The organism is Aquimarina sp. MAR_2010_214 (assembly GCF_002846555.1).
GTDB lineage: Bacteria > Bacteroidota > Bacteroidia > Flavobacteriales > Flavobacteriaceae > Aquimarina.
Window position 1 is genome coordinate 2,526,924 of record NZ_PJMS01000001.1, and the last position, 23,127, is coordinate 2,550,050.

Here is a 23,127-nt window from a genome sequence, read left to right on the forward strand (position 1 = left end):
TTTTAAAATGAATCGGATGAAATACATAAGAACGATTTGCATACTTGTTTTGTTGATTATAGGAAATCTGATGATTGCACAAAATAAAGAACCGACAGAAGAGGAGCGCTTAGCTTGGTTTAAAGATGCCAAGCTTGGTGTATTTATTCACTGGGGATATTATGGTGTAAATGGAATAGCAGAGTCCTGGTCATTATATCATAAAAAAATCTCCTATGAAAAATATATGAAACAAGGTGATGGATTTACTGCTAAGGATTATGATCCGGTAAAATGGGCTAAACTGTTTAAAAAAATAGGAGCTAGGTATTCTGTGATGACTACCAAACACCACGATGGAGTATCGCTCTGGGATACCAAATACAGTACTCTAAATGTTAAAGAAAAAACACCTGCTAATAGAGATTTGATAAGGCCATATGTAGAAGCACTACGGAATGAAGGACTAAAAGTAGGATTATACTATTCTTTATGTGATTGGTCTCATCCCGATTATGATGTAGTATTTCCCAGACCTGATACTAAAAATGATTATCCTCAACAAGGATTGAAAAATCTAACAAGGTGGGAACGGTTTGTTAGATTTTATAAAGGACAATTAAAAGAATTAAGTAATCGATATCAACCTGATTTATATTGGTTTGATGGAGATTGGGAAAAATCAAGTGAAGAATGGAGAGCACAATCTTTAAAAGATTCATTACTATCCTGGAATCCTAAAACTATTGTGAACTCTCGTTTAAAAACATACGGAGATTATAGTACTCCCGAACAAGGGATTCCTGTGGTGAGACCAAAAGGACCTTGGGAATTTTGTATGACCATGAATGATAACTGGGGGTATTTTCCTTCAGATACAAACTACAAACCATTTTCGCAGATTATAAGAACGTTTGTTGAAGTGATAGCCTCAGGAGGAAACTTACTGCTTAATATTGGAATGAAACCAGATGGAACAATCCCTAAAGAACAAGAAGAACGATTAGAAGTACTAGGAAGTTGGATTGATATACATAAAAAAGTTGTTTTTGATACCAAAGCAGGATTGCCATATGGCCATTTTTATGGCCCCACACTACTAAGTAAGGATGCTACAAAATTGTATTTATGTCTGTTTGATGAACCTAAAAACTATATCTCTCTTAAAGGAATTCAGAATAAAATAAAATCAATTAAAGTAGTCGGAAAAGAGCAAGAACTTGCTTTTGTTCGAAACGGAGGAGCGTCTTGGAACAATATTCCGGGAATTGTAAGAATAGAAGTCCCTAAAAAAGAAAATCTAAATACCTATGTAACTGTTTTAGAAGTAGAATTAGAAGGAGAATTGAAACTGTATAGAGGTCATGGGAATGCTGTAGAGTTGAATTAGTAATGGATAATATAGCAGATTAATACATAAAAAGAACTGAAAGATGAAAGGTAAACTAATATGGAGTTGTCTGATAATGATATCAATACTATCCTGTAAAGAACAAAATATAGAAAAGAAAGAACGTAAAGAAGCCGTTCTAACACAGAGTTTGGTAGATTATGTGAACCCATTAATGGGAACCGACTCAGCTTTTGACTTATCTAATGGGAATACTTATCCTGCAATAGCAACTCCCTGGGCAATGAATTTCTGGACACCCATGACTTCAAAAATGGGAGATGGATGGACGTATAAGTATGATGAAAACAAAATAAGAGGAATAAAGCAGACACACCAACCAAGTCCCTGGATCAACGATTATGCAGCATTTTCATTAATGGCAGTTACAGGAGATCTCAAGTATAAAGAAGATGAGCGAGCATCATGGTTCTCTCATAAAGCAGAAACCGTAAAGCCATATCATTATAAGGTGTATTTGGCAGATTATGATGTAGTTGTCGAAGTTGCTCCGACCGAAAGAGCAGCACATTTTAAATTTACTTTTCCTGAAAATGAACAATCATATATTATACTGGATGCTTTTTTTAAAGGCTCTATGGTAAAGATTATCCCAGAAGAACGTAAGATAATTGGATACTGTAGAAATAATAGTGGAGGTGTTCCAGAGAATTTTCATAATTATTTTGTAGCCGAATTTGATAAAGATTTTGAAGTTAATCATATCTGGGACGATGGCTGGAAATTGGCAGAAAACTCAAAAGAGAACGAAGGGGAGCATGTGGGAGCTATAATAGGTTTTAAAACTAAAAAAGGAGAAACAGTACATGTTAAAGTAGCATCATCTTTTATTAGTCCAGAACAAGCACAATTAAATTTGAACCGGGAAATAGGAAACGATACATTCCAACAAACTCAAATAAAGGCCAAAAAGGCTTGGGAAAAAGAGTTAAGTAGAATTAAGATAGAAGATGATAATTTAGATCATATCAAAACTTTTTATTCTTGTCTATATAGAGTATTGCTATTTCCTAGAAAATTCTATGAATTCAATGAAAAAAATGAGATAGTGCATTATAGTCCTTATAACGGGAAAGTGCTACCAGGGTATATGTTTACCGATAATGGATTTTGGGATACCTTTAGAGCGGTATTTCCTTTCTTCAATATGATGTATCCAGAATTGAATAGTCATATCATGGAAGGATTAGCTAATACATATAAAGAATCGGGATGGCTTCCCGAATGGGCTAGCCCGGGACATAGGGATTGTATGATTGGCTCAAACTCAGCACCAATAATTGCAGATGCATTTTTAAAAGGAATCCCTAACATAGATATAGAAACCTTATTCGAAGCAACCTTAAAAAATGCAACAACATCAGAAGGGCGTCCCTTATCCAATGGTAAGGAAATACGTTCTGTGGGAAGAGAAGGAATAACATATTATAATAAACTTGGATATGTTCCTTATGATGTGAACATCAATGAAAATGCAGCAAGAACATTAGAATATGCATATGCCGATTTCACCATTGCTAAAATAGCAGAAAAACAAGGAAAAAAGGATATCGCAGAAACCTTCTATAAACGATCTAAGAACTACAAAAATTTATTTGACCCTACTACCAAACTGATGAGAGGAAAGAATAAAGATGGTAGTTTTCAATCTCCTTTTAATCCTTTAAAATGGGGGGATGCCTTTACCGAAGGTAATAGTTTGCATTATACCTGGTCTGTTTTTCATGACATAGAAGGTTTGATTCAGTTAATGGGCGGAAAATCAGAGTTCGAGAAGCAGCTGGATTATGTGTTTAACATGCCTCCTGAATTCGATGCTTCTTACTATGGGTTTACAATTCATGAAATTCGAGAAATGCAAATTGTAAATATGGGAAACTATGCACATGGTAATCAACCTATCCAGCATATGATTTACCTCTATAACTATGCTAATGCTGCGTACAAAACTCAGGAAAAAATACGTGAAGTATTAACTAAACTGTATTCTGCAACACCAGATGGATACTGTGGAGATGAGGATAATGGTCAAACCTCTGCCTGGTATGTTTTTAGTGCATTAGGGTTTTATCCGGTTACTCCGGGAGTAAATCAATATGTAATAGGAAGTCCATTGTTTAAGAAAGCTACAATTGCATTAGAAAATGGAAATGAGTTTGTAATTAGTGCTCCAGAAAATAATAAAGAAAATTTCTACATCCAGTCTGCTTCATTAAACAGAGAAACATATCATAACAGCTATTTGGATTATGAAGTAATTCAGCAAGGAGGACGTTTAGATTTCAAAATGGCTGATACTCCAAATATAGAATGGGCAAATTCAAAAGAAGAGGTGCCCTATTCTTTAAGTAAGGAGTAATTTAATTTAGAAAAGATTTTCAATGTGTTTAACATTTCGAAAGGATTACATAAAAATTAGAGAGCATGATCAGGGTTATTTTTAGAAAGACATATATTTTGAGAGCATGGATGATAACTGCCCTATTGTTTTTCTCTTGCCAAAAGGAAACTAAAGTAGAAAAAGTAAAAGAAAATAGTATTTCTGAAAAGCAGTCACTTGATATTACACAATATGTAAACCCGTTTATCGGAACCTCAAACTTTGGGACAACTAACCCAGGACCAATAGCAGTAAGAGGGATGGCAAGTGTATCTCCATTTAATGTAGCAGGAAAACAAAATCTTCCTTTAGAAAAAGATAGTCGTTGGTTTTCTACACCTTATGTCCACGAGAATACTTTTTTAACAGGATTTAGTCATGTAAACCTTAGTGGAGTAGGATGCCCAGAACTAGGCGTGATTCTCGCAATGCCAACCACAGGAGCAGTCCAAACCGATCATTCTTTATATGGGAGCACTTATTCTAATGAAGTTGCACAAGTAGGCTATTATTCCAACGTACTGGATAAATACAATATTAAAGTAGAAACAACAGCTACGACTAGAACAGGAGTGAGTAAATATACTTTTCCAAAGGGAGAATCTAATATACTACTCAATTTGGGGTTAGGACTCACCAATGAACAAGGAGGGATGATCAAAATAGTGTCTTCAACAGAAATGGAAGGAATGCGTTATGTAGGATCATTTTGTTATTATAAACCAGAAGAAGCATATCCTGTATATTTTGTAGCTCGATTTTCAAAACCTGCAGATGAATTTGGAGTATGGAAAAAAACAAAGAAATACAAGGGAGTTGAAGCACAGTGGATGGCGTACAATGGCAAAGAAAGAATAAAGAAAGGATATACAAAAGAGGTAGTAGGAGATAGTATTGGAGGATATATGAAGTATCATTTTGAAGCCCCTACACAGGTAGAAATGAAAGTAGGAATCTCGTATGTAAGTATAGAGAATGCCAGAGAAAATTTAGAAAAAGAAACTTCGGATAAAACTTTTGATCAAATACGTGAAGAAACCAAGAGAAACTGGAATCAATACTTATCAAGAATTGAAGTAGAAGGAGGTAAAAAAGAGGATAAAATAAAATTCTATACTGCTCTATATCATACACTCATACACCCAAATACTTTGAATGATGTAAATGGAGAATACCCTAAAATGAAAACCAGAGAAACTTTACAAACAAAAGGAACTCGATATACCGTTTTTTCACTTTGGGACACCTATAGGAACTTGCATCAATTAATGAGTTTGGTATATCCAAAACAACAATCAGATATGGTCAAGAGCATGTTGCAGATTTATGATGAAACAGGATGGTTACCCAAGTGGGAGTTAAATGCTACAGAAACAACAACTATGGTTGGAGATCCAGCAGGAATTATTATTGCAGATACGTACTTAAGAGGAATTAAAGATTTTGACATAGAAAAAGCATATCAAGCCATGCTCAAAAGTGGAGATCAATTAGATGATAACCCACTACGACCTGGAATTAAGGATTACATAGAGAAAGGATATCTCACCACAAAAACTACCAGTAGTGGATCGGTATCTACTACACAAGAATATAATATTACAGATTTTTCTATAGCGCAACTAGCTAAAGAACTGGGTAAAGAAGAAGATTATTTACGTTTTTCAAAACGATCATTAACATATAGAAAGCTTTTTGATAAAGAATTTAATTTGTTACGACCTAAAAATGATAATGGAACCTGGTTATCTCCTTATAATCCTGATACAGGAGCTAATTTTGTAAAAAATCTTGGGTTTATAGAAGGAAATGCCTGGCAATACACCTTTATGGTTCCACATGATATTTCGGGATTAAAAAAACTCATGGGAGGTGATCAACCATTTTTAGAACAATTACAAAAAGTTTTTGACAATAAGCAATATGATATGGCTAATGAGCCTGATATAGCGTACCCTTTTTTGTTTAATTATATAAAAGGAGAAGAATGGAGAACACAAAAAACAGTCAATGAACTCCTGAGAACTTATTATAAGAATACTCCGGATGGGTTACCAGGAAATGATGACACAGGTACCATGTCTGCCTGGGCTATATTCTCGATGATGGGGATATACCCAGTTTCACCAGCCCAACCCATATATACATTTTGTACTCCAAAATTTGAAAAAATTACGATTCATTTAGATAAAAAATATTATAAAAATGATAAGATCGTAATTACCTCTTCTATTTCTGATGGAGAAGCTTTTATTAATACGGTTTTAGTAAATGAAAAAGAGCATCAGAGTTATTTTATCTCACATCAGGAATTAACCAAAACGGGAAAGTTGCAATTCATTTTGAAATAAATAAGATAAGTCAACTTGGTTTTGTTTTTCTATGCTTGGATAATGATCATATCAAACATAGAAATGACTACATAGAAAACTATAATATGAAAACGGTATGATTTGAAAACGGTTGATTTGTCAATATCTACAAAATTTTATGAATCAATTAGATGTTATTTAACCTTTTTGAGTTGTCATTGATCGAAAAATTTATATAAAAAATTAGCATTAGAGTAACATTTGTACTGTCGATATTGAAATAAATTAACTAAAAAAAGATAGTATGGTTAGTAAATTACTGATTTTTTTAACATTTGTGTTGTGTTTGTTTAGTAGTGTAACATTAGCGCAAAATAAAAAAACCGTTTCTGGTATTGTAACGGGTGAAGACGGGATGCCTTTGGTTGGAGTGAATGTGATTGAAAAAGGAACATCTAATGGAACATCTACAGATTTTGATGGTAATTATACTGTTGAAGTTTCTGATTTATCAGGTATTTTGATATTTTCTTCTCTTGGATTTGAAGAAAAAGAAATATCAATAAATGGACAATCTGAAATTAAAGTATCATTAATTGAAGATACTGAACAATTAGGAGAAGTCGTTGTTACGGCTTTGGGAATTAAAAGAGCGAGAAAATCTTTAGGATATTCTGTGCAAGAAGTAAAAGGGACTACTGTATTAGAAGCAAGAGAGAATAATTTGGCGAACTCAATTTCTGGTAAAGTAGCCGGACTTCAAATTGTAAGAGGAAGTAATGGTCCAGCGGGTTCTTCAAAAATTGTATTAAGAGGAAATAATTCTCTTACAGGAGATAATCAACCATTAATTGTGATTGATGGAATACCAATGAACAATTTTACAGGAGCTACCGAGAATGATTTTTTTAACCCTTCACAGGATTTAGGAAATGGTTTAGGAGATTTAAACCCAGAAGATATAGAGAGTGTTTCTGTGTTAAAAGGAGGAGCTGCTGCAGCGTTGTACGGCTCACGTGCTGGAAATGGAGTGATATTGATTACAACAAAGACAGGAAAAACAAGGGAAGGACTAGGGATAACATTTTCTGCAACTACGGGGTTTCAAAGTATATTCTTAAAACCAGAGATTCAAAATTCTTACGGACAAGGAACAAATGGAGTTTTTGAAGACCAATCGGTATCAAGTTGGGGGCCAAAAATTGAAGGACAGTCAGTAGAGGATTGGGAAGGAAAACAGGTTGCGTTACAGGCTTATGATAATTTAGATCATTATTATAACGGAGGATTTAATCAGACATATAGTATATCATTTCAACAGCAAGTTAATGATGCTACATCAGTTTATTCTTCAGTAAACTTTTTAAATGATGATAGTAATATACCGGGAGCTACTCTAGAAAGACTAAATTTATTAACAAGAGCAGTATCAAAATTTGGTAAAAAAGATAATTGGACTACAGATGTAAAAGTACAATATACCAACTTAAAAGCTGAAAACAGACCATTAAATGGAGCAAATATTAGTAATCCCTATCGTACGGTAGCACTGTTACCAAGATCATTGAATATTGCAGAATTTGAAATGCATACAGATCCATCGAATAATATGAGATGGTATTTGGATACGAATGCAGTAAATCCATATTGGTCAATAGAAAAGAATTTAAGCGAAGATTCGAGAGATCGCTTTTTATTAAATGGTTCATTAAAATATGAAATGACCGACTGGTTAAGTGCTGAAATTAAAGCAGGTGCCGATTTGTATACTACTAACACAGAATCTAAATTGTATTCTGGTAGCCCTCTTTCTAATACTGGGAGGTATTCTTTAGGAAAAAATACATTTATAGAGAAAAATTATAGTGCTTTACTTACTGCTTCAAAGAATAATATCATTGGAGAGTTTGGAGGTGTATTGACTTTAGGAGGAAATTTAATGTCCAATAGAGCTAGTGGACTAAGTTCAAATTCTGGAGATCTTGAAGTTCCAAATTTATTTTCATTAAATAACGGAATAAATAATGCGACTATAGAGCAAATTTTTAGTGAAAAAAAGATTAATTCTCTATACGGTTCATTACAGTTAAACTATGGAGGTTATTTCTTTATAGAAGCTACTGGACGTAACGATTGGTCTTCTACATTAAGTAAAGCCAATCGATCATTTTTCTATCCATCTATCAGTACTTCTTTAGTGTTTACAGAAATGTTTAATGAATTGCCAGAGTGGTTGAATTTTAGTAAAATTAGAGCTTCATATGCTTCAGTAGGAAATGATCTGGATGCATATAAACTCTACAATTTTTATACAATAGGAAGTGATCCTAATAATAATACAACAGCTACTAGTGGTGATGTTTTGTTTAATTCTGATGTGAAAAATGAATTGATTAAATCATTAGAAGTTGGTTTTGAAGGACGATTTTTTAATAGCCGTTTAGCTATTGATTTTGCATGGTATAAATCTAATGCTACTAATCAACTAATAGAACTTCCTTTAGACCCATTAAGTGGTTTTAATTCTGAAATAATTAATGCAGGTGATATACAAAATGAAGGGTATGAATTAGGGATAAGTGGAAAAATACTTGATAACTTGAAAGAGTTTTCGTGGGACGTAAATCTTAATTATTCAACCAATAAAAATACAATACTCGAACTTACAGATGAAGTTACAAAATATCGTTTGGGAGGATTTGATAATTTATCAATCTTGGCATTTAGAGGAGGGAATTATGGAGAAATATGGGGGACCAAATATAGAAGAGTAGAAGACCCATCTGATGCAAATTTTGGTAAAATTATTGTTGATGGAGATGGATTGCCTTTGGCAACTGAGGAGAGCTTCAATTTGGGAAATCAACAACCAGATGCTATGATTGGATTTTCTAACACATTTACTTATAAAAATATATCCCTTGGGTTTTTGATAGATGCTCGTTTAGGAGGAGAAATTTTTTCAGGAACAAATCTAGCATTACAAGAAATCGGTAATGCATCTGCAACGGTAGTAAATGGAGGGAGAGAAGATATTTTGGTTGATGGAGTAGTAGATGATGGTAGTGGCAATTTCACAACAAATACAGTAGCTGTTTCTCCTGAGAATTACTGGACAGCAATTACAGGTAGATCTGGTAATTTAGGGATAAATGAAGCTAATATTTATGATGCTACAAACATTAGATTAAGAAATGTAAACTTAAGCTATTCTCTTCCATCTAAATGGTTAGAAAAAATAGAAATTCAAAAGATGACATTAGGAATTTCAGCTAATAATGTTTGGATGATTAAAAGTCATTTAAACGGAGTTGATCCAGAATCGGTTTATGCTACTTCAACTAATGCTACAGGTTTTGAAAGCCTTTCATCTCCAACAACACGTAGTATAATTTTGAATGTATCAGTAAGTTTTTAAAAAATTAAAAAGATGAAAAAAATAGTAAAAAAAACAGCTTTGCTTTTGAGCTTATTGATGTTTTCATGTTCTGATTTTGAAGAAATCAATGTAGACCCTGTAGCAGCTAATGAAAATCAAGTACAAATAGAATATTTTATAAATAATTCTATTGGAGGAGCACAGCAAGATCCACATATTGGAGAACGAGTTTTTGTGTTGTATTGGAAAGACGCAGGACGAATGGATAGAATTGGAACATTATCCGAAGGTTTTCAAAGTGATGGATGGACTAGTGATTATTATAATAGATATGTTTCTAAATGGTTAAACGATATTAATTCTGGAATTAAAATAGCAGATACTCATATTGATTCTGGAATAGATAAGGAATATACTGCTAATTTGAAGCAAGTAGCAAGAATTTGGAGAGCGTATCTTATGAGCGAAATGAGTGACAATTTTGGGCCTATTCCTATTCAAGGTTTTAAAGGAAAAAATCCAGAATATAGTAGTGTGAAAGATGTGTATTATTATCTTTTATCTGAGTTGAAAGAGGCCGCATCAGAATTAAATGCCTCAATTATTAATCCAAGCGGATTAGAAAAACTTGATCCTGCATATGGATACGATTATACCAAATGGAAGAAGTATGCTAATTCTTTAAGAATGCGTTTGGCCATGAGGTTATCTGAAGTAGATCCTGCTAAAGCACAACAAGAGTTTGAAAATGCTGTAAGTGATATGTATATAGCATCATTAGCAGATAATTTTAAGGTTCAGGAAATAGATGATTGGAATTCTTATGGAGGGGTAATGGCTAGACAATGGAATAACCAGTATTTATCTCCAACTCTTAATAACATAATGATCGGTTTAGGAGGTATAACATCTCAGGATTTATTGCCAGTAGACCAACATACTAATATAAAACCAGCAAATTATATAGGATTAAAATTTGAGGATCATTTTACAACAATGACTAATGATCCTTCGGCAGGTTTTTGGTTTGATGGATTACACAGCACTATAGACCCAAGAGCATACGAGATGTATAAAATCCCAGGAGATTTTGACGATCCAGATTTTAATACATACCCTTCTTGGTCGGATGCTGCAACTACTACCAAGAGAGATTTACTCGATGATGCAGACAATGTTGTTGTTGAAATAGATGCTGCATTTACCTGGAATGCTCCAACCACTGGTGACTGGGGGGCTAAAGGTTCGAAAAATAGATTACGATATGCCGGTACATTACCACGTTTATCGAATAAATATAGGAATAGTACTGCCGAACGGGTATTTTTTGCTTCATGGGAATCTTATTTCCTAATTGCTGAAGCTGCTGTAAGAGGGTGGAGTGTCCCTATGGGCGGTCAAGCAGCTTATGAACAAGGGATTAACGAGAGTTTTACTCATTTAAATGTTTCTTCACATTTAAGCTCATATTTGACTTCTCAAGATTATAATAGAGTAGGAACTTCTGTGAGTTGGGGACATGTTATAGAACCACCTACAACTATCTCGATGAATTATATTGATGGCTATACAAGCAGCCCTGGGTCAGTTAATGTTAACTATCCAGAGAATACAATTTACAAAGGAGGTACTGTAAAAAATGATCTTTTAACCAAGATTATTACACAAAAATATATTGCTCAGACACCATGGTTACCCCTAGAAGCGTGGAGTGATCATAGAAGATTGGGCTTGCCATTCTTTGAAAACCCAGCCGTTGAAAATCTATTACCAGATTTACCGGCATTAAATAGCGGTAATTTTATGACTAATAATGTGAAGTTTTATGGACAAAGACTAAAATACCCTTCCGATTTTCCTAATAATGTACCAAATGGATATCAACAAGCTGTTAATCATTTGGGAGGAAATGATGCTGTGCATACTCCCTTATGGTGGGCTAAACAAGAATAAAACTATTGGTTGAAATGTAGTTCTCATAGTGTTTTTTTGATAGTAATTAATTAACCCTCCTGTATAAAAGGAGGGTTTTTAAAGAAACTATTTTTGTTCTACAATTCAATGAATTATTTGAAAGGAATCTACTATAGAAATAATAGTTGATACTATAATAATAGAAAAATGAATAAGTGAGTTTAAGAAATCTAAACATTCATGTAGATAAGGTTTTTTCAATTAAAATATCATCTGGTTTCAGTCTGTTTTTTCATAAATCTACTTTATAAACAATAATAAATAATATGTCAATATTACCAGATTACGAATCCGTAATATCAGAAAGACAGAAAAGCTATAATAAGCCTTTTTTTGTGATTGTTTTTTTGTTTTTTCTGTGGGGGTTCATTACGGTTATGAATGATGTATTAATCCCTCATTTAAAGGCTGTTTTTGAACTTAGCTATTTTCAGGCAGCATTAATACAATTTGCTTTTTTTGGAGCCTTTTTTATCATTTCCCTTATTTATTTCATTACTTCGGTTAGTATAGGAGATCCTATTTCCAAAATAGGATACAAAAACGGAATTATTATTGGACTTATATTGTGTGGAATTGGCTGTTGTCTTTTTTATCCAGCTGCCAATCATCAGCGGTATGAAGTGTTTTTAGGAGCTTTATTTGTTCTTGCTTCTGGAGTGACAATTTTACAAATTACAGCCAATCCCTATGCAGCTATACTCGGAAAACCAAAAACTGCATCAAGTAGACTTAATCTAGCTCAAGGGTTCAATTCTTTTGGAACCACATTGGCTCCAATTGTAGGTGCAGCATTATTATATAAGGTGTTTTCTAATGGTGAAATTACAATAGAATCTTTAAAAATGCCATATCTGATATACGGTTGCCTGTTTTTTGTATTAGCTATTATTGTAAAATTTGTTAACCTACCATCTTTTATCAATACCGAAAAAATTGAGAAAGGACTTGGGGTTTTAAAATTCAGACACGTTGTTTTAGGGATGTTTGCCATCTTTTTTTATGTAGGAGGTGAAGTATCTATTGGTAGTTTTTTAATAAACTTCTTTGGTTTAGAAACTGTTATGGGGATGGAAGAAGCTGAGGCAGGAGTTTTTTTATCCTACTACTGGGGAGGAGCAATGATTGGAAGATTTTTGGGATCGGTATCTATGAGCGAGATGACTGATAAAATAAAAAAGTACTTATTAATGGCTTTGTTATCGGTGTTTTTCTTTTTTATACTCTATTTTATTACTGCAATAAAGATTGAGGCTGGTACATTTTCAATACAATTTTTATCATTTTCTAAAATTTGGCTATTTGTAGTTTTCCTAATTAGTAACTATTTGTTTTTTCTGATAGGAGGTACTAAGTCTTCAAAATTATTAACCTTATTTGTAGTAATAGTTATAGTGCTATTATTAATCATGATTTTATGTAATGGACAGATAGCCTTTTGGAGCGCTATTGCAATTGGAGCATTTAACTCAATCTTATGGTCAAACATATTTACATTAGCAATAAAAGATTTAGGAAAATATACAAGTCAGGCCTCTTCGTTATTGGTAATGATGATAGTTGGAGGAGCATTAATACCATTGTTGCAAGGTATAGTAGCAGATTATATAGGAATTAAATTATCTTTTTTTATACCTGTAGTATGCTATGGATACTTAGTTTTTTATGGTTTAGTTGGATACAAGATAAAACATACACTTTAAAGATATAAAAATGGTTCTAGGAGTAGATATTGGAGGCACCCATATTTCTGTGGCTATAATAGATGAAAATGTACCGGATCAAGTACAGAATATCTATACAATGGAAATTAGTAATACATTGAGTTCAGATCTGATATTAGATAGTTGGATTGGCGTTATAGAATTGGCAATTGATAATTTGGGAAATGAAAAATTAAAAGGTATAGGTATAGCTATGCCAGGTCCTTTTGATTATGAGAAAGGGATTTTTCCTGATAAAGGGAAAAACAAATTTGAGATGTTAAGTAATTTTAATCTAAAAGGTCATATCATCAAAAAATTAAACTTGAAATCTTCTGTTTCTGTTCGATTTCATAATGATGCTGCTTGTTTCGGAATAGGAGAGGCTTGGGTAGGAGAATTGGTTTCTTGTGATAAAGCTATTGCAATTACTTTAGGAACAGGTCTGGGAGCTACTTTTTTAGATAAAGGTATTCCTATATTAGAAGGAAAAGGAGTTCCGTTATATGGTGAGTTGTATCATTTGCCATTTGGGAATGACATTGCAGACACTAGTTTTTCTACGGTGTGGTTTCAAAAACGATATAAGGAACTTACCAATGAAGAAATAATTGGAGTTAAAGAACTGATTAGATTTGAAAAAGACAATATCGCGACCACAAAAATTTTTAAAGAATTTTCAGAAAATTTGGCAATTTTTCTTACCCCTTGGCTACTAGATTTTGAGGCAGAGGCTATCGTGATTGGAGGTAATATTAGTAATGCCTGGACATTTTTTATAGAGGACCTGATCCAAACGTTTAACAAACTTGATATAACCATACCAATTTATAAAAGTAAACTTAGAGAGAGTGCCGCTTTGATAGGTGCCGCCAGATTAATAGATGATGATTTTTTCTTAGAATTATCAGACGAAGATAAATACATCAAATCATGATTTTAAAAAACTTCATTCAAAAGTGAAATACTTATTTGCACCACAATAACCGATAGCCGTTTTTAATAGCGAAATTCAACACGTTAAAATTCAATACCTAAGTCTAAGCATTTTTTGTTATTACATAGCTATCTTTTTTTTAACCACCAATCAAGCCTGGTTTCAGGTTTATAATTTACTATTTTTGGTTTTGTTTCTGCTCTTTCAATTTTCAATTCATTTAAGTTTGCAACAACAGACCAAATTGTTCCAAATTTTTGTTTTCTTAAGTCTAAGCAAACACATTTGTTGGATAATATTTCTTTCGCTTTTAATAAATCCATTTCTTTTATAGACTCCAATTGCTCTTTTAATCCGTTATATCTTTCTATACTCTTACTCCATTCAACTCCACCTTTATCCAAAGACTTCATTTCATTTGTAATGAATTGATTAGTAATAGAAATAAAATTATCATTGTTTCCAGATTGTCTAATTACACTTTTTTGAGGGGCAGATTCTACGACTACAATGTTTCCAGATTTATCTGCAATAAGAAAATTATTTGCCGAAGAGACTTTTGTTTCTCGGATTAGTTTTGCTGCTTGTGCAGTGGTACTACAGTTTTCTAGTACTTTTCTTATGATAAAATGAAAACTGATTCCTGGTTGAACTTCTGTTCCATTTACAAAAGACATTGCTATAGATAGGCCTTTTTCATTAATTCCATCAGAGCGTCCAATAAAAACATCAGATTGACTTATGTATGAATATTTATTTTTTGGAGCAATCAAACTACTTTCTGTAAATTTTTTGAAATCAAAAAGCATGTCATAATTTCTACCAATAATTACTGAATCCTTGTTGTTGAAAGCAAACACACTACATTGTCCTGTAGTGTCAAAAACTCCAAGGCTTAATAGAAATGCTCCTAAATTTTCTGATTTATCGTTAATTCCCTCAGCAAAGCCTTCAATTTCTTCTACCACTTCAGGATAGAATTTTTGTAACTCTTTATAAGATTCAAATCCAAATTCAGTCTTTTGACTGCTTATTTTCGGAAGAGTGAAATTAGCTTTTTCGCGAAGTAGTTTCCCATACTTCAATCCCATTTCATAAAACTCTCCATATAATCGCGGATGATACATCTTTATTCTAATTTTAATGTTTTTCTATAAGTTTACTATTGATTTTTTTCCAAATCAATACTTATAATTTTTATTGTTGTAAAACAGAAGGCAGTATTCTTTCCTTTACCATTCGCTTATAGTTCTTGTTATTAACCAATTTTTTTGAAGTATAAAACTGTAATTAAAACCACACCTAAAAAAGTATTCTAAGAAAAATAGAAAAGTTATATACGTTCATAATGAGTACTATCATCTATCTATAATTATATAAACTAACAAACTATATGTTATCAGGTCTGTAACGAACCACTGTTATCATTTTAGATTTTATCATTTTTTAATGCCTTTAGATAATCTGCTTTTAATTGATTTAGATACCATTGTCTTGCAGATTGTTTCTTTGCAAGGTTTATTGCTTTTTCAAAAGTCTTTATAGCCTTTTCTTTATTGTTATTTTTGAAATATGCTTTCGCTAAATTTGATAGGTATTTAGGTTCATTTGGATAAGAACTACAATTTGATTCTAATAATTTAATTGCTTTAACCGTTTTTGAATTCTTAATATAGATATTTCCTAATGCATTATTGAAATCTGATATGGATGATGAATATTTTGCCTTAACTTCTTTTTCTAATACGAGGAATTCTACTTCGTTTTCATGAAATTTTGTTGTTAGATATTCTAAATGATGCGTAGGTATTTTAAAGTCGTCTCCCATCAATTTTGAATATGCTTTTATGCGGTTTTTGTATTCTTTGAAAGTTTTTAATTTTGATAATTCATCGCTATTAATATCATAGCTTTTAAAAAAATGTTTAAGAGCATTGTTAACCGATATAAGACCTACAGAGTTATGGTTCTCTTCTGGATAATGCTTAAACACAAAGTTTATTCCTAATGGCTCATTTTTATAGTACTTATCTGCAAATGTGAGAATGTCATACTGATCAACAAACCCAAGAACTCCCATGCCTTCTTCATCTCCTAACGATAGATATAAGTGCCTGTTAAGGTTTGAATTATTATCAAAAAAGGCATTGAGTTTATCTTTAGTCTTATAATCGATTTGCCATAAACTTGGGCTTATTGCTATATAAGCATTAAATGATTTTGGACTATCTAATAAGGCATTGATAACAAAATAACCTCCTAGTGAATGACCACTTATTAATTCAAAATTCGCTGTTTTGAATTGTTTTTTTATTGTTGGTTTCAATTCTGTATTAATGAATTTTAAGAACTTTTTAAAACGCCCATTTGGATTTGATACGGTATCATTTAAAGTCATGTTGTTGATGTAATTTTCATGACCACTATCCGAAATTCCAACGACTATCATTTCGGGTATTTTTTTACTTATACTTGATAGTTGCTCTACTATACCTGTTACATGATGAAAATTATAATCCCCATCTAACAAATATAATACGGGATACTTGCTATCATTTTCATTAACATAACTTGGTGGTAAATAAATAGTATAACTTCTTGTTTCGTTTAAAACAGATGACTCAATATTATATCGTTCTCCAATAGATATTGTAGTATGTTGACTAAATACATTAAGTCCAAATTGGATTAGGAAAATTAATGTGAGTAGGTGCTTCATAGTAAAAGTCATTTAAAATTATTATAATTGATTTGTAATAAATTGAATGGTCGTTTCAAGGACAACATATGTTTCATTTTTAATACCCTCAATTGTATTTTGAATTACAATATAAAGGGTTATTTAATACGATTTAAACTATTTTCTATATTAAACTCAGATTCATTATTTCTAGTACTTACATTGTCTTGTGCAAAAATTTGAATTGAGATTAAATTCAAAAAATAACAAGGATAATATCTTTGATTTAGTATGCGTGTTTATTTGAGTTAAATAAAATAACTCACCTTCTTGCTGTAAAAAATGACCCCAGTAGAATGTTTTTAGGATCTAAAAATGAATACCAAATACTTGCTATATCCGAAAATCCATGCAATAAAAATATGGTTTCACCTTTTCCTTTAGAAATGATATAATAATCATGACCATTTGCTTTTATAGAATCAATAGTACGGTTGCTTAAACTTTTCATAGAATTATTAATTATAGTTACCTGAAACAGGTATAATATTGGGAGTAAAACTAGAATTTTGTAGATGTATAAAAGTTCATTTTTATAAATGCGAACAAAGTTTAACAATATTTTTTGATTAATCATATTAGGATTCCCTTTGTGACTAAACAGTATTTAATAGATTGAAGCACATATTTATTATTTTACCATTTATCTTTTACTTGAGTTTTATTATTAATAATAAAACCATAAATAATACATCTATTGATTGTATGATATTTTTCGTTTTGTAGTACGATTGAATGATAACTATTGTAACAATTCTGAAGTTTAAATATGGGGTCAGTTGTATAAGTTCTGTACCCGAAAAAGATTCTTAATAAAATATATCAAGAACAGTTTAGAGAATTTGTATTATTTTAATTTTTGAAATAAGAATAGTTAATTTGATATCAAACTTCTGATCTGATCAATTTTGATAGATACTTTAACGCTTCTTTATCACGACTTTTAAAATAAGTATATGCATGTTCAGGCAGCCAATACTTGTCGATAAAATCTATAAATATAGGTAGTAAATGATTACTGTATTGTTTTACTTCTATTTCTTTACCATTTGGTAATTGATGAAGATATGTTTTAAATTCACGATTATATTGCGGAAATTTTTCTTCTAGATATTTCTCGAAATAATGAGAAATACTAATATCGGGTCTTATTTCTTTACCGCCAAAAGCTTTGTTGGGTAATATATAACCTTCTTGTTCAAATCGCCCATACAATCTAATAAAAAGTTCGCTTAATATCGAAAAATAACCAGGCGATATACGATCCCAATTATCATTAAAACGGATTACAAAATTAGGTATTTCTAGCCGCTTTGTAGTATAATATCCTCTAACTCGTATTAGTGGTAAAACCTGATTAGTTATCCATTTTCTGAATTTTTTAGCACTATTTGTAGTGCTTTTAAAAATTAGATAATACAAACCGCTTTCAGAAATCAGGTTCATATTTTTCTTAGTACCATTATGAAATATTTCCGTAGCAAAACGTTCTTCTATATCCAGAGTACTCCACACTTCATTTGGATTCCCTAACTCTAATATCTCTACTACTTCATCAGCGATGAACCAAATTTGATTATTGATCTCTATAGAGGTTAACTGCTGAAAATAATTAGTTTCTTTCTTTGCAATTTTTGTTTTCATCATTCATAATTTTCAGAAGAATAAATATAATCGAGTATATGTTATCCCACTATGATAATTATCAGATTTATTAACCTGTAACTAAAACATCATAACAGTTGACTTATGGGTGAATTTTGAAGATTAAATTTCAATTTAATAGGATGTTCCTAATGACATTGGTCATATTAAAAAAGAAGCGTAAACTGTACATTTGAGAGATAGATCAAAAAGATATATTTATAATGGACACATCTATACTTTTAGCAAAATTTTGGGGTTGGTATTTAATTATGTTCTTCTTCATATTAAGTTTTAATCCAAAACGAATTAAGCAGATTTTTGAGGACCTGAAAGATCAAAAATTTCTAATTATCTCTTCTTTTATAGCAATTATAGTGGGATTACTCAATATCCTTTTTCACAACATCTGGGAACCAAATTGGAGATTTATCATCACCGTTATAGGTTGGATTTCTTTAGGTATAGGATTGTTGCTATTTATCTTTCCAAAAGGAACCACCAAGTGGTTAGAGTTTATCAATATAAAATTGGTACAAGTGTTATACGTACTATTGTTTTTAATAGGAGTTCTCTTGTTGAATGCAGGATATGAGTTAGTACCATATTAATCTTTTAAAAAAGTTTGGATGAAAAATCATTTCAATTCAAAAAATAGTTGCTGATAATGAAAAGAGGAAAAAGGATGATGATAAATATTCTGGTAATATTAGGATTAACGTTGATTACTTGGATAGTACTTACTGTTATTGTGGATAAAAAAGGACCAGAAAAGATTGCTGTTATAGGAATGTCTGATGCCGATCACAAGGCACTGATCGTATATGATCCTGACCCGATTTACAACCTTGATGAAAAAATAAGCAAATCATTTGCAGAAGGCTTATCCGAGAAAGGTTGGGGCTCAAAAGTAGTAACAGTAGCTGCTGCTAAAAATTTTGAAAAAGAGTTTTTTGACTTATATGTATTCTGTGCGAATACCTATAATTGGACTCCTGATAAAGCAATTCGTAATCACATAAAAAATAATGATCATATACAAGGAAAACATGTAGTTGCTATTACCTTAGGTAGCGGCTCTACAAAAAGATCCCAACGTTTACTTGAAGATTTGATTAAACAAAAAGAAGCCGTACTTATTGATTCAAGAACATTTTGGTTAATGAAACCTAACATTGAATCAAATTCTAAAAGATCGAATAGTAAAATAGCTGTAGAAATGGCCAAAACTTTCGGAATAGAAATAGCCGAAAAGATTAGAAATTAATTCGGAATATTCTTGTTTTGTTAATTGATTTGTAATCTGATAGACATCATTTTTTGTCTATACAATTGCCGAAATTTATATTGTATTTCAAACAATTCTTCTACAAAACGTATCATAATTTTTCAGAAACATATGTAACCCAAAAAGAAACTGTATAAACGATCGAAATATTCGAGATAAATCCTGCATTCTACAGTAGTATTAAGTGGTGAAAACCCATTAGGGAACTAAATAGCCAACAAAAAATGCTTTGAAAAGTAAATCCTCAAAGCATTTTTGGATAGGATTTAATCAAAAGTACATTGCTCTTGAATACGCTCATATATACTTTACTTATGATAATAATGTATATAAAACTGTATTCTAATTAGAACAATATTAAAACTGCTTTAAAAAGGTCAATTTTCCAATAAACTGTGTGTTATTTTCAACTGGAGTAAAACCATTATTTTCTGTATTGTTATATACTAGATAAATAAAGGAATTGGGTTTGTATTCCCAACTAAAACGTGCGTTCCATCTACCTTGTTCATTAAATGAATTGTATTGATAAAAGGCTGATAATTGTATTCTAGGGTTTAATGCCAAGCGCAAACCACCGGTATATAGATTGGTTTCCAATTTTTTTTCTTCCAAACCAATATTTCTTAGGTGATTGTATTCATAATCAGCCGATATTGCTAAATGAGGCATTGGAGCATAGCGTATTCCTGATGTTAAAGTTTCCCGATTACCATTATAAAAATTACCCCACTCAAACTTTCCTGATAGTGAAAACTTTTTGGAACGGTCCGAGTTGTAACGAACAAATTGCCTAGTATAGAAATAGCGGTCTTGCGAGATGGAAAGCCCCAACGGAGCAAAATCAAAATTAATGTTCTGCCAAGTAGGGGTCACAGCATACTCTACAAAGCTGTTATCCTTAAAAAATATATATACAGGAAAGAAATACAAACTTGCTTGCTGAAAATTTTCAGGGTTGTCAAAATCGTGATAATATCTTGCAAAAACACCTGGATCCCAACGACGAATCCAAGGCATTTTTTTAGGACGTAAAATGAAGTAGCCTCCAGGGTTGTGCTGTATAACATTGTTCTGATAGACAAATCCCATTGCTGGGTTATAATCGCTACTTACAAAATTGGATTGCCATCCCCAATACATTTTATTGGTGGTATAGCCTACAGAAGCAGTACCTGCATATCCCCATTTGTCGGTCGTTTCATCCTTGGATGTGGATGCCAGATAGGAAACTGTCCACTCATTTTTGGGACGTATCAATCCGTCTATGGTAAGGGTGGTATTGTTATTTTCATTTAATGACAATGCGTTGTTCCTTTCATTTAAACGATGGGTGAGCATTACACCTACATTATTTTCCTTACCATAATTTTGTAAATATCGAAAAACTCCAAAGTTGGCTGCTGCCGAAGCATCGGTATCTCCTTGATGCACATATAACCCGGCAAGTGTCTTGTTTTCATCTCTATTGGTAAAGCGTGCCCCAATATCTATAGGAGCTGGTGCGGCATTAAAACCACCTTGTAGCCCTATTTGTCTACTAAAAAAAGGTACTATGTTTCTCTCTGAAGCTCCTGCCCAAATACCCGAATTTTCAAGAAAAAACTGTCGCCTTTCCGGGAAAAATATATTGAAACGTTCTAAATTGTTTACCGCCCTATCCACATCTGCCTGTGCAAAATCGGTATTAATGGTTAAATCTACCACGGTATTAGGGGAAACCACCCATTTGGCATCACCACCGACTTTATAGTCATTCTGTGAATTGGTTACTGTATTACCACTCTTAGTTTCTTCAAACTGATATAAAGCATAAGGCTCTATACGAATGTTTGCTGATGGTGGAGGTACTTGTAATCCGGTAAGTTTTGCAGCATAAGTCATTCTGTATGGAGAAAAGGCTTGTGGTATCTTAGGAAAAACGGTCTGTTCATAGTCCCTGCGGGCCAATCTAAAAAAGGTAATCCCCCAGTTTACAGGCACACCGTCTTTCGGTTTATCATAGCGGAGTGATTTAAAAGGAATGGCAAATTCGGCATAGTATCCCTGTTCAGTTCGTTGTGTCCTAACCGACCATAAGGCGTTCCAATTATTGTCCGTATAACTATCGTTAAAATTTTGTAAGTCACGTTGATTACCATACGGAGTGGTTTGGAAAGAAACTGCATACTGTTTGGTATTCTGTGCATCTATCTGAATGGCAAAAATATCGTTTTCCCCATAAGAGAAGTCTCGCCGTAAATCCTGAATTCTAATTCCTTTTGTTCCCAATGAGTCTTTACAAAAAGCGCCCACATAGAGGTTTTTATCATCGAAAAGAATTTTTACTTCGGTTTTGTAACGGTAATCTTTGCTTTGTACTGGTTCAATTTTAAAAAAATCGGATACAATTGGGGCATTTTCCCAATCCATTTCATTTAATCTACCATCAATGGTTATCGTTCCAGTTGCTTTTGTTGCTTGTATTTCCTGAGGGTTTTCAGGTGGCGGAAAATTATCGCTCTCTTGTCCTTTAGCATACGGGATGCACATCAGAAAGCTGAATATTACTATATATAAGTATTTGGTTTTCATTGAATCAATAATTATTTAGTTAGCCATTTTTTTCATCTTCATAAAACCCATTATTCCAAAGAGTAAGGAGATAAGGGTAATCTTAAGAAAACTATATAGCACCATACTCCAGCGATTATCATTTTCTTTCATTTTAAAAACAGGACGCTCAGAATAGTCTTCTTGCATGATGGGTTTGTCCTAAAAAAACTGTCAAAATAGAACGAGGTGATTTTTAAGGTTGTGAAAGTAGAAATTTATTAAAGTAGTGATGATTTTTTTAGATTAGTATAATAATACTATTGTGTCAAAAAATATACACTTAAAGAAACAGTATGAAAATGATTACACTAAAAAAGGAGGAGGCCTCGAAAATAGATTGGTAAAATTTGTAGCAGTACTATAAACAAAATTATAGCGACTTATTACTTCTTTTTGAAAATGAAATTCGTAATTATTGCCTATATAGTTTTGGGCAACATCATTAATAGCAGGAGTAAGATTATTGACGGTAACAAGATCACAAACTTCACAATGTTCAATGGTATTATCATCATGTGTAATCACATGTAGACCCGCCACTTTCAAAGAAAGAAAAATGACAATAAAAGTATAGGCAATATAATTTTTTAAATGGCCTATTTCCATAGTAAACAAACCTAACAATTTTTGTTTTATTAAAGTGTTAAATGTTTTCAAAATTATCAAGGCATTTGGAACAGAACGATTGTATCTTAATATTTTAAGTCTACGACTATTTTGAATACAAGTTTGTAGTTATAAATGTATGTCTATGATATTTTATGTGTTTAGGTATAATATATGCT

General features: G+C 32.2%; 16 protein-coding genes. 9 read left to right on the plus strand and 7 right to left on the minus strand.

Translation table 11 applies throughout. The features are described from left to right. Positions 1-16 precede the first annotated feature (16 nt). From ATE84_RS10760 to ATE84_RS10790, 7 genes are all read left to right on the plus strand, one after another. The gene (locus ATE84_RS10760; protein WP_101447956.1) at positions 17-1,369 is read left to right on the plus strand and encodes an alpha-L-fucosidase; all 1,353 of its coding nucleotides are present in this window, start codon (positions 17-19) and stop codon (positions 1,367-1,369) included. A gap of 43 nt (positions 1,370-1,412) precedes the next feature. Then, positions 1,413-3,749: a GH92 family glycosyl hydrolase gene (locus tag ATE84_RS10765; RefSeq protein WP_101447957.1), complete on the plus strand. Its 2,337-nt coding sequence runs from the start codon at positions 1,413-1,415 to the stop codon at positions 3,747-3,749. Positions 3,750-3,814: 65 nt separating this feature from the next. Beyond that, entirely contained in the window at positions 3,815-6,121 is a 2,307-nt protein-coding gene (locus ATE84_RS10770) for a GH92 family glycosyl hydrolase (RefSeq protein ID WP_233195784.1), read from the plus strand. A 265-nt stretch (positions 6,122-6,386) separates the two neighbouring features. Beyond that, a complete protein-coding gene (locus tag ATE84_RS10775; RefSeq protein WP_101447958.1) occupies positions 6,387-9,500 on the plus strand; it encodes a SusC/RagA family TonB-linked outer membrane protein in 3,114 nt (1,037 codons plus the stop codon). A gap of 12 nt (positions 9,501-9,512) precedes the next feature. Beyond that, complete coding sequence (locus ATE84_RS10780; protein ID WP_101447959.1) at positions 9,513-11,414, plus strand: SusD/RagB family nutrient-binding outer membrane lipoprotein; 1,902 nt, start codon at positions 9,513-9,515, stop codon at positions 11,412-11,414. Positions 11,415-11,701: 287 nt separating this feature from the next. Next, the gene (locus tag ATE84_RS10785) at positions 11,702-13,138 is read left to right on the plus strand and encodes an MFS transporter (RefSeq protein WP_101447960.1); all 1,437 of its coding nucleotides are present in this window, start codon (positions 11,702-11,704) and stop codon (positions 13,136-13,138) included. 10 nt (positions 13,139-13,148) lie between these two features. After that, entirely contained in the window at positions 13,149-14,075 is a 927-nt protein-coding gene (locus ATE84_RS10790; protein ID WP_101447961.1) for an ROK family protein, read from the plus strand. 128 nt (positions 14,076-14,203) lie between these two features. On the opposite strand, the gene ATE84_RS10795 is transcribed toward ATE84_RS10790, so the two are convergent. The 4 genes from ATE84_RS10795 to ATE84_RS10810 form a co-directional block, all read right to left on the minus strand. Further along, the gene (locus ATE84_RS10795) at positions 14,204-15,202 is read right to left on the minus strand and encodes a C45 family autoproteolytic acyltransferase/hydolase (protein WP_101447962.1); all 999 of its coding nucleotides are present in this window, start codon (positions 15,200-15,202) and stop codon (positions 14,204-14,206) included. 302 nt (positions 15,203-15,504) lie between these two features. Further along, the gene (locus ATE84_RS10800; RefSeq protein WP_158237221.1) at positions 15,505-16,794 is read right to left on the minus strand and encodes an alpha/beta hydrolase-fold protein; all 1,290 of its coding nucleotides are present in this window, start codon (positions 16,792-16,794) and stop codon (positions 15,505-15,507) included. A gap of 283 nt (positions 16,795-17,077) precedes the next feature. Beyond that, the gene (locus ATE84_RS25850; protein WP_143273607.1) at positions 17,078-17,266 is read right to left on the minus strand and encodes a hypothetical protein; all 189 of its coding nucleotides are present in this window, start codon (positions 17,264-17,266) and stop codon (positions 17,078-17,080) included. Between the two features lie 434 nt (positions 17,267-17,700). After that, on the minus strand, positions 17,701-18,459 hold the full coding sequence (locus tag ATE84_RS10810) for a Bro-N domain-containing protein (RefSeq protein ID WP_101447965.1): 759 nt from the start codon (positions 18,457-18,459) through the stop codon (positions 17,701-17,703). Positions 18,460-18,683: 224 nt separating this feature from the next. Between ATE84_RS10810 and ATE84_RS10815 the strand changes: the two genes are divergently transcribed. Next, on the plus strand, positions 18,684-19,070 hold the full coding sequence (locus tag ATE84_RS10815) for a hypothetical protein (protein WP_101447966.1): 387 nt from the start codon (positions 18,684-18,686) through the stop codon (positions 19,068-19,070). Between the two features lie 56 nt (positions 19,071-19,126). Next, positions 19,127-19,726, plus strand: a complete 600-nt coding sequence (locus ATE84_RS10820; RefSeq protein ID WP_101447967.1) for a hypothetical protein — start codon at positions 19,127-19,129, stop codon at positions 19,724-19,726. A 378-nt stretch (positions 19,727-20,104) separates the two neighbouring features. Here ATE84_RS10820 and ATE84_RS10825 read toward each other — a convergent pair whose 3' ends face one another. The 3 genes from ATE84_RS10825 to ATE84_RS10830 all read right to left on the minus strand — a co-directional run bounded on the left by ATE84_RS10825 (position 20,105) and on the right by ATE84_RS10830 (position 22,948). After that, the gene (locus tag ATE84_RS10825) at positions 20,105-22,321 is read right to left on the minus strand and encodes a DUF5916 domain-containing protein (RefSeq protein WP_101447968.1); all 2,217 of its coding nucleotides are present in this window, start codon (positions 22,319-22,321) and stop codon (positions 20,105-20,107) included. A gap of 15 nt (positions 22,322-22,336) precedes the next feature. Further along, entirely contained in the window at positions 22,337-22,489 is a 153-nt protein-coding gene (locus tag ATE84_RS26120) for a hypothetical protein (protein WP_158237222.1), read from the minus strand. Positions 22,490-22,645: 156 nt separating this feature from the next. Continuing rightward, positions 22,646-22,948, minus strand: a complete 303-nt coding sequence (locus ATE84_RS10830; protein ID WP_143273608.1) for a hypothetical protein — start codon at positions 22,946-22,948, stop codon at positions 22,646-22,648. Positions 22,949-23,127 lie beyond the last annotated feature (179 nt).

Bases quoted from the DNA above. Each gene is read 5' to 3' on its own strand.
- ATE84_RS10815 (WP_101447966.1), top strand. From the start codon at position 18,684: ATGGACACATCTATACTTTTAGCAAAATTTTGGGGTTGGTATTTAATT.
- ATE84_RS10780 (WP_101447959.1), top strand. From the start codon at position 9,513: ATGAAAAAAATAGTAAAAAAAACAGCTTTGCTTTTGAGCTTATTGATG.
- ATE84_RS10765 (WP_101447957.1), top strand. From the start codon at position 1,413: ATGAAAGGTAAACTAATATGGAGTTGTCTGATAATGATATCAATACTA.
- ATE84_RS10775 (WP_101447958.1), top strand. From the start codon at position 6,387: ATGGTTAGTAAATTACTGATTTTTTTAACATTTGTGTTGTGTTTGTTT.
- ATE84_RS10790 (WP_101447961.1), top strand. From the start codon at position 13,149: ATGGTTCTAGGAGTAGATATTGGAGGCACCCATATTTCTGTGGCTATA.
- ATE84_RS10825 (WP_101447968.1), bottom strand. From the start codon at position 22,321: ATGAAAACCAAATACTTATATATAGTAATATTCAGCTTTCTGATGTGC.
- ATE84_RS10800 (WP_158237221.1), bottom strand. From the start codon at position 16,794: ATGAAGCACCTACTCACATTAATTTTCCTAATCCAATTTGGACTTAAT.
- ATE84_RS10770 (WP_233195784.1), top strand. From the start codon at position 3,815: ATGATCAGGGTTATTTTTAGAAAGACATATATTTTGAGAGCATGGATG.
- ATE84_RS25850 (WP_143273607.1), bottom strand. From the start codon at position 17,266: ATGAAAAGTTTAAGCAACCGTACTATTGATTCTATAAAAGCAAATGGT.
- ATE84_RS26120 (WP_158237222.1), bottom strand. From the start codon at position 22,489: ATGCAAGAAGACTATTCTGAGCGTCCTGTTTTTAAAATGAAAGAAAAT.
- ATE84_RS10820 (WP_101447967.1), top strand. From the start codon at position 19,127: ATGAAAAGAGGAAAAAGGATGATGATAAATATTCTGGTAATATTAGGA.
- ATE84_RS10785 (WP_101447960.1), top strand. From the start codon at position 11,702: ATGTCAATATTACCAGATTACGAATCCGTAATATCAGAAAGACAGAAA.
- ATE84_RS10810 (WP_101447965.1), bottom strand. From the start codon at position 18,459: ATGAAAACAAAAATTGCAAAGAAAGAAACTAATTATTTTCAGCAGTTA.
- ATE84_RS10760 (WP_101447956.1), top strand. From the start codon at position 17: ATGAAATACATAAGAACGATTTGCATACTTGTTTTGTTGATTATAGGA.
- ATE84_RS10830 (WP_143273608.1), bottom strand. From the start codon at position 22,948: ATGGAAATAGGCCATTTAAAAAATTATATTGCCTATACTTTTATTGTC.
- ATE84_RS10795 (WP_101447962.1), bottom strand. From the start codon at position 15,202: ATGTATCATCCGCGATTATATGGAGAGTTTTATGAAATGGGATTGAAG.